9 protein-coding genes are annotated in these 12,743 nt (G+C 57.5%); 7 read left to right on the top strand and 2 right to left on the bottom strand.

What is annotated here, in order from left to right; all coding sequences use genetic code 11:
• The first annotated feature begins 168 nt into the window (after positions 1–168).
• Positions 169–1,932 carry a Rieske (2Fe-2S) protein gene (locus tag GT003_RS16320; RefSeq protein ID WP_161699633.1) on the top strand — a complete coding sequence of 588 codons (1,764 nt, stop codon included), beginning with the start codon at positions 169–171 and terminating at the stop codon, positions 1,930–1,932.
• 169 nt (positions 1,933–2,101) lie between these two features.
• Here GT003_RS16320 and GT003_RS16315 read toward each other — a convergent pair whose 3' ends face one another.
• Positions 2,102–3,013, bottom strand: coding sequence for a LysR family transcriptional regulator (locus GT003_RS16315; protein WP_161699630.1), 912 nt, complete (start codon positions 3,011–3,013; stop codon positions 2,102–2,104).
• A gap of 182 nt (positions 3,014–3,195) precedes the next feature.
• Between GT003_RS16315 and GT003_RS16310 the strand changes: the two genes are divergently transcribed.
• Complete coding sequence (locus tag GT003_RS16310) at positions 3,196–3,660, top strand: DinB family protein (protein WP_161699628.1); 465 nt, start codon at positions 3,196–3,198, stop codon at positions 3,658–3,660.
• Between the two features lie 96 nt (positions 3,661–3,756).
• Here the strand turns inward: GT003_RS16310 and GT003_RS16305 are convergent, their stop codons facing one another.
• Complete coding sequence (locus GT003_RS16305; RefSeq protein ID WP_161699627.1) at positions 3,757–8,358, bottom strand: DUF7948 domain-containing protein; 4,602 nt, start codon at positions 8,356–8,358, stop codon at positions 3,757–3,759.
• 598 nt (positions 8,359–8,956) lie between these two features.
• Between GT003_RS16305 and GT003_RS16300 the strand changes: the two genes are divergently transcribed.
• The 5 genes from GT003_RS16300 (at position 8,957) to GT003_RS16280 (ending at position 12,725) form a co-directional block, all read left to right on the top strand.
• Positions 8,957–10,057, top strand: coding sequence for a hypothetical protein (locus tag GT003_RS16300; protein ID WP_161699625.1), 1,101 nt, complete (start codon positions 8,957–8,959; stop codon positions 10,055–10,057).
• Between the two features lie 18 nt (positions 10,058–10,075).
• Positions 10,076–10,639, top strand: coding sequence for a hypothetical protein (locus GT003_RS16295; protein WP_161699623.1), 564 nt, complete (start codon positions 10,076–10,078; stop codon positions 10,637–10,639).
• Between the two features lie 234 nt (positions 10,640–10,873).
• Positions 10,874–11,329, top strand: a complete 456-nt coding sequence (locus tag GT003_RS16290; RefSeq protein WP_161699621.1) for a hypothetical protein — start codon at positions 10,874–10,876, stop codon at positions 11,327–11,329.
• Between the two features lie 69 nt (positions 11,330–11,398).
• Entirely contained in the window at positions 11,399–11,944 is a 546-nt protein-coding gene (locus tag GT003_RS16285) for a hypothetical protein (protein WP_161699619.1), read from the top strand.
• A gap of 25 nt (positions 11,945–11,969) precedes the next feature.
• Positions 11,970–12,725: a spermidine synthase gene (locus tag GT003_RS16280; RefSeq protein ID WP_161699617.1), complete on the top strand. Its 756-nt coding sequence runs from the start codon at positions 11,970–11,972 to the stop codon at positions 12,723–12,725.
• The last annotated feature ends 18 nt before the right edge of the window (positions 12,726–12,743 follow it).

Raw genomic sequence — 12,743 nt, 5'->3', positions numbered from 1 at the left:
GTATAACGGTTCGCGGCGCCGGAGGAATTAAATTTGCCGAACGCAGCGCCTGCGAAGGTATAGAGATGGTAAAATGGAGTAGAGAATGTCGGGAAGGGATCCGCTCAAGCTAGCATTTCCAAGATGGATGCAGTGCAGCAAGCAGCATAATCAAAGGAGGCTGTTACGATGGGCATCGGCGCAAATTGGATTTCGGCAGGCAAATTGGAAGCGCTTCAACAAGAGGGCGCGAAGGTGATTCGAGGCGGTATCGCCGTATTCTATCATGAAGAGCAAGTGTATGCGGTGGACAACCGCTGCCCGCATTTGGGCTTTCCGCTTCATATGGGCAGCTTGTGCGACGGAATATTGACCTGCCACTGGCACCATGCGCGGTTCGACGTCTGCAGCGGCGGCACGCTCGACCCGTGGGCGGACGACGTTCCGTCGCATGACGTGCGGGTCGACGACGGCGAAGTGTGGGTGAATCCAGTCTCCAGAAGCACGGGAGGCGCGAATAAATACAAGCTTAAATTAAAAGAAGGCCTCGAGCAGAATATCGGCATCGTCATCGCGAAAGCGGTCGTCGGATTGATCGAAGCCGGCGTGCCGGCGCAGCATATTGCCCGCATCGGCATCGAATTCGGCACGACCTACGGGACGGGCTGGAATGCCGGGCTAACCATCCTGACCGCGATGGCGGGAAGCGTCGGCAAGCTGGATAAGAACGGCACGATACTCGCCTTGTACCAAGGTCTCGTCCATGTCGCCCGCGGAAGCTCCGGCAGGGGAACCCGCCACTTGCTCTCGGCGCTGCCGTCCGCGGACGTGCCGTTCGAGCGGCTGACCGAATGGTACCGGGACTGCATCGAGGTTCGGGACACGCAGGGGGCCGAGAAAGTGCTCCTGACCGCGATCGCGAAAGGCGTCGGCACGAAGCAGCTGTCGGACATGATGCTGACCGCCGCGACGGATCACTTCTATTTGGACGGCGGGCATACGTTCGACTTCCACAGCAAAGCCATCGAGGCGTTGGAGTGGGCGGAAGAATCGCAAAAGGAGCGGGTTCTAACCTCGCTCGTGCCGATGATGGCGCGTCCGACCCGCAGCGAAGAACTCCACCAGTGGCAGGCGCCGCTGAACCTCGTAGAGCCGATCGCGCAAGCGGTTCATGCGCTGGCGCAGCATGCGGAACGGGCGAAGCTCGCCGGCGGGGCGGCGAGCGTGCCGCTGACTGCCGACCGGGAAGCGCAAGTGCTGGAGCAGCTGCTGAGCGATACCCCGTTGCAGACGATCGCGCTGCTGCGGGATCTGCTCGTCGCGGGAACGGCTCCGGCGCGCTTGGCGCAGCTCGTTGCGCTGGCCGCCGCGGAACGGATCGTTCGATTCCATACGCAGAACGATTTCGGCGATTGGGTCGCCGTGCTGCATACGTTCACGTATGCGCACGCCGTGCATGAACGGCTGCTACAGTCGGATGAACCGCTGCTGCAGCGGGCGATCTTTCATGGCGCGGTCGCCGTCTATCTCGACCGTTTCCTGAACGTGCCGTCGGCCGCGCGGCCGAAGCCGTCCGCCGTCTCGTCGCCGTTCGACCACCAGGAGCTGCTCGACATGCTCGATCTGCGCCAGCAGGTTGGACCGGCCGCGCAATGGGTGACGGATTATATGCACGGCGGGGGCGAGCCGGGAGCGCTGCTGAACACGCTGGGCCATGCGCTCTTGAGGGAGGATGCGGAATTCCATTCGTTCCAAATGTACGAAGCCGCGGTGGCCGAATACGACCGCTGGCAAGCGGCGGAGGGGGCTTTCGCGGAGAAAGCCCGGGAAACGATGCTGCTCGCCTGCGCCAGATATTTGGCGGCGCACGCGCCGACCGCGCGCGAGCTTCCGCATACGGCCAAGATTGCCTGGCGGCTGCATAAAGGCGAGCGGTTATTCGAAGAAGAATAGCAGAAGAGCTAGATGGCCGGCCGAAGCGGAAGAACGCTTCGGCCGGTTTTTTACGAATGCTTACTTGCCGCCGCTCCGCGCGTTCTTCAATCCCGCTGTTTGCCTCGCGAAGAGTTACATTCGATTTCGTCGATACTGGTCGGAAACATGAATCAAAGAAAATAGAAGTTTACCCCGATGACTGCGAAGTTCGCTCCGTAACGCTGTCCAGGAATGACCGTAATTCGCCTATGAACAGCTTGGCTGCCTGGCCTAGGAATTTGTCGGTTCGATATAAGATACAGATGTCTTGACTCGGTGTCGGATGGAGCAGCTTTATGCTGACGATCTGCTCGCGGTTCATGTGATCCAGCAGCAATCGCGGAAGAATAGCGGCTCCTACCCCTTGTTCGACTAACGACACAAGCGTTGATAGGGTCGAGGTTACGATCGGATTGTCGATCGTGATTCCCTTGTCCCGGCAGCACGAGTGAACGAGCTTCGTAATCTGGTGCTCCGGACCGAACATCACCATCTTCAACCGCTGCAATTGTTCGAAGGGGATCGCCTGCGATTTCGCCATGGGATGATCCGAACGGATCGCTAAAGCAAACTCCTCGCGAAACAAAGGAATAACGGCAAGACGCTCATCCGGCTTCGGAGGCACCGTGGTTACTCCGAGATCTCTTATGCCTTCGACAACCTGTTCATACACCTGCATCGTTTCCGTAACGCTTATCGACAGCTTGGGATAGGTACGGTGGAAGTCTATTAATAGCGCGTCAAACAGCAGGTCCCCGTCGCCCGGCAGAATCCCGATGTCCAGCTTGCCGCCTTCCATTCGATTCAGATCCGCGATCGCCCCTTTCATATGATCGATCCGTTCGAAGAGGAGCCGGCATTCGTCGAGAAGGATTTGTCCTGCGTCGGTTAACGTGATCCGCCTGCCCATGCGATTGAACAGCGGTACGCCGAGCTCGTTTTCCAAAAACTTGATTTGTTGGCTGAGATTCGACTGCGTGGTGCAGAGAAGATCGGCGGCCCTGGAGAAATGCATCTCCTTGCAGATGGCAGCGAAGTATTCCAGCTGTCTTAGTTCCATTCCTTCACGTCCTTCCCTTATACAATCATTATAACGGCCAATGCCGAATTCCAACAATTGCCGATGATCGAGTAGTGAAACCGATCAAAAGCATCGGAATCTCGCGATTGTTGGTATATGCGGTTCGAGATACACTTTGGTTGTGAAAGGAACCAACCATAATACGGGGAGGCGCTGCAAGCATGGAACATCCGATCATTAACACGGGCAAGGTCGTTCGTCAGATCGTTATCGGGCAGCTTCAAGGCATATCGGAGTCGCAAATGGACATTCAACCGAAAGGCTTCAATAATACGATCCGCTGGAATATCGGACATATGGTGTATTGGATGGATAAATACGCCTTGCTGAGCTTCGGCTCATTGTCTGCGATCCCGGCTCGCTACGAAGTATTGTTCAACTCCGGAACGAAGCCCTCGGATTGGACGGTCGTTCCTCCATCGAAAGAGGAGTTGAACGAACGGCTGGCGGAGCAATTTTCCCTTCTAGCCGAATTGACGCCCGCCATGCTTGAGCAGCGGCTGCAAACACTGTTTGAAATGGGGCCGTTTCGATTCGATACGGCCGGAGAATTGTTTAACTTCGCTCTCATGCACGAAGCCATTCACCTGGGGGTCGTCTTGAGCCAGTTCAAATTGATTCAGTAGAAGGTACAGTCGATCGCGCGCGAAGCAGATAAGCGCAATAAAAAGGCAGCCGAATCGGCTGCCTTCGTTGCGTTCATTGGCGTTTCGCTGCTAACGCTATTCTTCATCGACGATGACAAGGACGGAGGCAGCCGCTTCGAGGAGCGGTCCGTTCTGCGACAGGGTGGTTACCCGGCTGACGATCGTCGTATCTTCGATCGCGTCGGGCAGGATAAACGGAATGCGAAGCAAGTAATCGGCGCCGATGGCGAACGAATCGGAACGAAGCACCAGATTAAACAGCGGCGCCTTCAGAATTCCGTCGACAAGGACGACATTGCCGGTATTGCGTGCGCGGATCGTGAAGTAGACCGTTTCCCCGGACCGTCCAACGGGCCGATCGACCGTATGTTCGAGCGCGGCGTTCGGCAAACGGGTCGTCGTTACGGATGCCGGGGCTTGCTGAAACGGCGTTTGATCGGAGAAAGCGACGGCGTGACTCGTGAATATCGTGCCGCCGACCGCGTCCGACGGAATCGTAAAGGGGCGGTCGAACGAGCGGCTTTCTCCTGGAAGCAGCGATGGAAGCAGCGTGCTGAACGCCGTCAGCGGTTCGATCACGCGGACGTTCGTCAAGGTATGCTGGCTCTGGTTGCGGACGGTAACCGTGAAGACCGCGATTGTACCAGGGTCCGCGACAGCGGGTGCGACCACGTTCGTCAAGTCGAGCAGGAATCGCTGCAGTCCTATGATAATTCGCGCGAAGCTTTGCGGGGGAAGGGTTCCCGCTGGCCTCTCGGGCCAATCGGCGGTCGCGATATTATCAAAGGTGGTTCCTTGCACGGCACTGGCCGGCGCGACGAACGGGAATTGCACGTACGCGACCTGTCCCGGGCCGAGCGAGGGAATCGTCTCCTGCGTTCCGGTCAGCGAATCCGATACGACGATGGCGGTTGCCGAATTGTTTCCCGTGTTCGTCACTTCTACCGTGTATATGACCGTTCCTCCCGGCGCGACCGCATTGCGGTCAGGACGCTTGAGGAGCGCAAGCGTCGTTGGCGCTCCGGGAATCGCTTGGACCGCGACGGAAACCGACGTTCGTTGGAGCGCCGTTTGATCCGAGACCGCTTCGAATTCGTTCGTAATGAGGCTGCCGTTTGCGGCGTCAAGAGGAACGACGAACGAGGCTGCCCGAACGATCGTCCCGCCGGCGGCCAGGCTGGCGACGGTCTCGTTTATGCCGAGCAGCAAGTCGCTTAACACGACGTTCGTTTGCGGCGTGCTCAAGAGATTGGTAACGGTCAGCACATAGTTGATGACGGCGCCGGGGGAGGCGGAAGCCGTGTCTGCCGTCTTGGATAAGGACAATCCGTTGCCCGTAACCGTGACGACGGACAACACTTGAGCAGGATCGGTCTGGTCGGTCGCGACGGTAAGCAAGTTGGCGATCTCGGTTCCGATCGAAGCCGTCGCCGGCACCGTGAACGGAAGCAAGACTTCCCTGGTCTCGCCAACCGCAAGGTCAGGGACGGCAATATTTACGCCGAGCAGCGGGTCCAGAACGCGAACGCCCGTAAGCGGCACGTTGCCGGGATTGGCGAGCGTAATGCGGTAGGTAATGACCTGCCCGGGAGTGACGACGTTAGTTTCCGGCACCTTGCGCACGCCGATGAGCGGAGCGGGCAGAATTTCGACGGCGGCGGATGCGGTCACGCGAGACGTTTGGTCGGAGACGGCTTCTACGTTGTTCGTATAAACCCTCGGGGGCGATTCCAACGGCACGAGGAAGGTCGTTCGGATAATCTCCGACGCTCCGACAGCCAATAGCGGGATCGTCCTGCTCAATCCTGCCAATTCGTCGGTGACCACGATATTAGTCAGCGCGACGCTGCCCGTATTGCGTGCCTCGATCGTGAACTCGACCGTATCGCCCGGGAAGACGGAAATGGTATTCGCTTTGGCCGACGAGGAATCGACCGTCGAAGATACGGCAACGACGGATTTGGATAACGCCAGCCCGGGAACGCCTAGAACGAGCACGGAGGCGGTCGCCTGCCGGAGGGACAGATTGTCGCCTTGGATCGCGGCAGTGTTCACAAGCGTTGAACCGCTGATCGCATCGGTTGGAATCAGGAACGGGACGATGAAAGTCGCTTGGGTTCCTACCGCCAAGCGATCGATCGTTTCGTTTAGCCCGAGGAGCGGGTCCGTCAGCACTATCCCCGTAAAATCGACATTGCCGGTATTGACTGCCGTTATCGTATAGGTGACGGTTTCCCCCGGTGCGGCAGTCGAAGGATCGACGGTCTTGGCGAAGGTCAACGCCGGGGAGGAAGCCACGTTGATCGTGGCCGCTGCCGTTCGGCTTTGCGCGAGTTGATCGGCCGTGACGGTCACCGTATTCGTGAACGTTCCGGGGGGCGTCGCGGCGGGCACGACGAACGTTCGCGTAAGCGTCTGCGTCATTCCTGGCTCCAAGGCGGCAATGACCTCGGTTAGGTCGAGTAAAGGGTCTTCGACTCTAATTCCGGTAAGACGTACTTCACCCGAATTGGTCAGCGTAAAGGAATAGGTCACCGTATCGCCCGGCATCACATCGGTTCGGTCGGAGGTTTTGGCAACCGTCAAGTCGGGGACTAAACCGAACTTGGCGACGAACACATCAACCAACCCGCCCAGCGTCGTCTGGAAAGCGCCCGGGGTAACCGGGAAATCGGAAGAGAGGGTGTATCCCGTGACATACATGCTGCCTGCGGCATCCCCTGTGATCGCGGATCCGCTGTCCACGCCCGCTCCTCCCAACAAAGTGGAGTAGACAAGTGCGCTGCCGTCCGGATTGAACTTGGTCGCGAACGCATCCCGGGGGCCGCCGATCGTCGTCTGAATCGCATCCGGCGTCGTCGGGAAATCGTCCGATAACGTGTATCCCGCCAGAAAAGCATTCCCCAGCGGATCAAGGCCGCTGCCGTAGGCGATTTGGGTATTGGTTCGTCCCAAGTAGGTCGAATAGACGAGGGCGCTGCCGCCCGGATTCAGCTTGGTCATGAAGGCATCGTTTGTGCCGCCGAACGCCGGTTGATAGGCGCCCGGGGTCGTCGGATAATCCGCGGAACGCGTGTATCCGCCCACATAGGCATTGCCGGCGGCATCGACCGATATGCCGTATCCGTATTCGGTCAAGGATCCGCCCAAGTAAGTCGAATAAACCAGCGCGCTTCCGGTTGGATTTATTTTGGTCGCGAACACGTCGCCGGTGCCTCTTCTCGAGGTTTGAAAGGCGCCTGCGGTCGTCGGGAAATTAGCGGATGCCGTGTTTCCTGTCACGTATGCGTTCCCCGCGGAATCAACCGTTATTGCCGTGCCATTGTCGCCGCCGGATCCGCCGAGGAACGTGGAATAGACAAGCGAAGATCCGGCAGCGTTCAGCTTGGAGATGAACCCGTCGTTATTACCCCCGTACACCGTCTGGAAGGCGCCGGCCGTCGTCGGGAAATCGGCAGAAGCCGTAAACCCGGTCACATACGCTTCGCCCGCGCTGTCGATCGCGATTCCGAGTCCGTAATCATGCCCGGTTCCTCCTAAGTAAGTGGAGTAGACCAGCGCGCTTCCGGCAGCGTTCAGCTTGGTGACGAATACGTCGCTCGACCCGCCGAACGTCGTCTGAACGGCGCCTGGCGTAACCGGGAAGTTGTCGGAATACGTTCGGCCCGTAATATAAGCATTGCCGGCGGCATCCACCGCGATGTTCTGTCCCGAATCGCTTGCCGACCCGCCTAGATAGGTGGAGTAGACGAGAGCGGTTCCGTTCGGGTTCAGCTTGGAGATGAATACCTCCCGGTCGCCGGCGAACGTCGTCTGCACGGCCCCCGGCGTAATCGGGAAGTCCGTGGACGTCGTGATGCCCGTGACGTAGACGCTGCCCGAAGCATCGACCGCGATGCCGAACGGTTCATCGTTGCCTGATCCGCCCAAGTAGGTAGAATAGATCAACCCTGGATCGATAACAAGAGGGACGCTGCGGTCATAGGAGCCGCCGATGCGGAAACCGATCGCATGGCCAGCCGGTTCGGTCGATTCAAGGAGGAACGAGCCCGGGACTTCGATTCGGCGACCGTTCGCCTCCTGATAACAGACCGGGCGGGGATCGATAACCGCGCCGATTAACGTACCAATGATTAAGTTCCCTTCTTCGTCGAGCGAGACGTTCTCCGCTCCCGCATACGCAAACCGAATGTCATGCTCGTCGGCCCCCGGATGCACGATAAATTCATACTTGATGCTTGGTCCTTCGCTTCGAAACACCAGATCGATCCCCGGCCACAGCTCCGGATAGACGATCTGAAGGTACGTCGGAATATCCGTCCGCCACTTTGACGGATCCGCGTCTTTGAAGACATGGATCTTGCCGTCCATTTCCTTCATTCCTGCCGGCTGAACCGCGGGATTGGCGTTCAAGAAACGGAAATCCACACGCGTTCGCCGAACTTCCTGTTTCCGGCTTGGCAGGTCTGGCGTCGACTGCCCGCCGGCATTCGCGAGAGACCGGTCCGAAAATGTAAAAATAATCGCATCGCACGTAAACGCAGCGTCCATGTATCCGCCTTTCGACACGTACCGAATCCGCGAATCCTGCAGCTGCCCGAAATTCGGCACAAAGCAGCTGGGCAAATGAACGATAGGCTCCGCGGCATGAAGCCGGCTATTCGATAAATTAGACATCCTTGAATACCACTTCCCGATCGGATTTATTTTTGAAATGAAGGACCATCTGCATGAAAATATAGAAACTCCATAGTAGTCTAGGATATGTATCCCGTTCGCGGTTCGTGATAAGCCTGCGCGCCGGGAGCTCGGCCTTCGTTGAACGAAGAGGCCGCCAGTCGTATATGCGGATATAGGGATATGCGATCGTGCAGAGGGCTTGTCCGCCGCAAGCGATATCCGAATTGTTCAAGCATCTCGGATGACGCATTCGTTCTGGTCAACGCGTTTGTAACCGAGCAGGAGCATCAAGGGTTGCCGGCCGAGTTGTAGGACAAATGTAAAGAGATTGCAATCCAATCTTTAACTCAACTTTAGGCAGGGGAGTTATACTAGAACTCGACCCCCCTTTTGAATATACTTTAGGCCCGCGGCGAGATGCCGCGGGTCTCTTTTTTGCCGCAGGATCATCTTGCCGAGGCAGCTGCGTACCTCGTTTAAGGCGGATATTTCCAGAAGATGGTTGAAATGTTTCATGCTTTTATGCAATATTTATGAAACATTGGCAGATTCCGCTGCGTACAATTCATTACTATTATCGGTGGAGGTATTGAAAATGGGATTAATGGATTGGTTAAGGGAAGGCATAACGGGACAGAAGATATGTCCGATCGAGCATTTGGAAGCTTATAAACGATTGGGCGAGCAAGTGTATTCCCTCCACGTGGAATTCGCCGGCAACGATTCGCCGCGCGCGCTGGCATTCGTGCAGGCGGCTCGCAGCCTGCAGACGATGGCGGATGCGCTCATCGGCGATGCTTTCGACGGGGAAGGCGAGCCGAAGCCGGTGCCGATCGTGACGCATGACCAAGCGGACGTCTGGTATGGCGCGCTGCCGGATATCATGGTCGCGGCCAGGCAGGAGGCGGCGTTCGCCAATTCCGCCCGAATGGCGCTGCCGGTTACGCTCGGCAAGCAGATCGAAGGCCCGCAGCCTTGTCCGGAGGCGCACTTGGCCGGGCTTCGCAGGGCGGCCGGCGACATGGAAGAACTGCTGAAGCTTGACGTCGATCTTGCGCGCGGCGAGGGCGAACGCTTCAAGGAAGCGATTCTGTTGTACGAAGAAGCGAGGACGCGCAGGCAGGCGGGCGATGCCATCGTCGGCACGATCACGAACGGCCGCCGGGTATCGGCGGAGAGCCACGAAGAAGCGGAAGAACAATACTGGATCGCGTTGTCCAACTTCATCTTGATCGCGCAGGGGCTGAAGGCGCCGGAGCTGTTGAAAGCCGCCGCCGGAAGCGCGACTCGAACGGGAACCGCGTTGAAGCCGTGTAAGCTGGATTCCCGCGACATCTGGAAAGTCACGTCGGAGCTCGCGATTCGCGATATTAACCGTTCCGGCGAACGCGCGCAGGCAATCGAGGATCTGAACGAGCATTGGGAGCTCTTCCGGGAAACGCCGGTCGAGCGCGAATACGAGACGACGGTGGAAGAGCTGCTCGCGCATGGCATGATCAAGGAAGATTCGTATTGGTATTGCTGCCCGTTCCCTTCGGTATATCGGGTCCTGTCGCCGTACGTCAACGTGCTTGGAAATCATATTCCGCGCAGCCACGTCTTCGTCTTCGAGTATGGCGATGACGGTGAACCGGGGAGATTCATTACGCAAGCGTCGTTCCAACCGGCGGATTCACGGAAATATTGCGAAGATTAAGACAGCGGGAGCGATCGTATGGGTTTGATGGGCCGGATTAAAGGATTGTTCGGATCCGCCGAGCCGTCCGGCAGCCGCGGCGAACCGTCGTTCGAAGCTTACTTGGAGGCGGCGGGCGAGAAGCTTCGCGATTATGCCGTCATTATCAGCAAGCTGGAATCCGAGCTGCTGAACGCCAAGGACCGCATGCGCGGTTTGGAGCGCCAAGCAGCCGGCTTCCGCGCGTCAGCCGAAGAGGCGGCCGCGAGGAGCGATTCCGTCGGCGCGCGGACATGGCTCGAAAAGGAGTTCGAAACGAAGAAAAAACTCGAATCGTCGCAGGTCGCGGCCCGGTCCATGGAAGCGGGCCTGCTAGAGACCAAAGCCCGCTATGCCGCATTTAAGCAAGCGGTAGACGAGGCGGGCGGCAAACATGACACGCTGCGGCTTAGAAAGCTGACCGCGTCATCGGAATTGGAAGCGGGCCAAGCGGTTTCGGCAAGCCGTTACGAGGCCGAGCTTGCCCGCCTGACGCAGGGCAAGTCGGACGACCTTGACGAAGAGATCGCGAAGCTGATGCGCGAACGGAAGACGGAGCAATAGGCGGTAAGTAATTAATGACATCAATTAATGGCATTAATTGTTGGGTGTTCACGATGATAGGAGCCGAAGCAGTCCCGACGGGCAACCGATGGGACTGCTTTTGCGTTGCGGGCAGACGTTATGCAAACGGTCAGGCTAGCGCAACAAAACTTCCGTTAAACCCGTCTTCAAATTGATTGCGTTTACAGCTAAGATAAGAGGTGATTTCTCGTTATAAAGAGAACTTGTTCTTTCATGCTGCTTCTCGTCGCATTCGCCGTCATGACGGCAGGCTGCGGGGAACTGCCTTCCGGCAACGAGCGCAGTATGGCCGCCGCTGGTGGAATCACTCAGTCGTCAGCTCCTATAAACGAACAAGACATTTTGACTGTCCGATTGCAGTGTACGAATGAGTGTACGCGAATGGGGAAACCTCCGTTTACGGAAAAAAGATTTGAAAGTGCCGATGAAATCAACGTCTTTGTACAGGTAATAAACCATTCCCCGAAAATCGAGGGAGACATGGATTACAGTACGTTATTTCTAATGTACCTGACGTTTATAGACGGCACCGAGAAGGTATTTGCCTTGAATGTTAGCGATCTCGAAGGAGCAGTCGGATTGCTTGTGAAAATCCCGGGGAGCAGCGAAGGCTACGCCATCTCGGAAGAATTTCATCGCCAGCTAAGAACGCTTATTTATCATTCCTGATTGCTCGACCTGATTTCCTATCAATTAACCTGCAATACCTATCATGAAAAGGAGGGAGCCGTCAAGAAAATGCGAATCCGTTTCACGCTTGGACTCATCGTACTCGCCATTTCACTGACCAGCTGCGGATCAAGCAAGGACACGCCCGCCGATGCAGATGCAGATGGTCGTCCGACAACCGATTCGTCTGTCACGCAAGGCGATTTTACGTATCGGCTCGTAACCTCGAAACCCGAGTATCAACATGGCGAGCATGTTTCAATATACGCAGAACTGACTTACGTCGGGAACGAGCCAAGCGTTACGATCGATCATTCCGATTCGCCGTTTTATTTCCCGATTCAGGAACGAACGAGGAACTATGCCATCGATTACGCCATTTCTGATGTCGGGGCCAGCACGACGCTCGTTCATGGAGAACCGCTGCGCGGCAGTTTCGATGGAGGCGGCGCGTACGGCGGGGATGACCGTCAAGCCTATAAAGACTTTATCGAGGATTATTGGAAGAACGGATTTCCCAAAGGCTATTATGAGGTAAACGGCTTCGCCGATTTTTCCGTGTCGGGCCAACGGGTGAAGATCGGGACTCGAATCGATTTTATCGTTGGCGATTAATCATGAGAAGAAGGGAGCGTACGCCATGCGCGTGCTGTATGAAGCGGCAGCCGAAGAGGGCCGCGACGGATTCGTCGTGGGGGATGTGAACGAGCTTTACGGAGAAAAGGGGAATTTTCGGGTGCTGCAATTCTCGGATGCGGCCGTGCAGGGAGTAATGGATTTGGACGATCCGCAGCGGGTCGTGTTCGAATATCCGCTGGCGATCGTTCACCTCCTGACGCATAACCGTCCGCGGCTGGAGCGCGTGTTTCAGATCGGACACGGGATCGGAACGATCGCCGGGCACTGCCGGGGCGCGCGCTTCAAGACGGCGGAGATCGACGAACGAATCGTCCGCGCGAGCGAACGCTATTTCGGCTGTTCCGGGGCGTCCGTCGCGATCGGCGACGGACGCCGGATATTGGAGAGCGAGGAAGCGGAGACGTACGACGCGATCGTCATGGATGCCTTCACCGACAGCGGCCTGCCCCGGCATCTTGCGACGGACCGATTCTTCGCGATGGCGGCAAGCAAGCTCGAAGCCGATGGGATGATCGTGTTGAACGTGACGGGCAAAGGGCACGGCGATCGGCAAATCGGGGCTTTGTACGCGACGCTCCGCGAAGCGTTCTCCTGCGTCTCGGCCTTCATGCTGCCCGCGGAACGAGCATCCGAGGCGCGCAACGTGCTGCTTGCCGGACGGAACCGACGGATCGATTGGCGGACGCGCGAGATCGCCGGTTTCATTCCGTTCGAGCCCGTTCCGGGCCATATTATCACGGAGGACCGCGAAGAGTAGCAGGGAAACGGCTGACTT

Source organism: Paenibacillus sacheonensis (genome assembly GCF_009909195.1).
GTDB lineage: Bacteria > Bacillota > Bacilli > Paenibacillales > Paenibacillaceae > Paenibacillus_Z > Paenibacillus_Z sacheonensis.
This window is presented reverse-complemented; position numbering and strand designations above follow the sequence as displayed.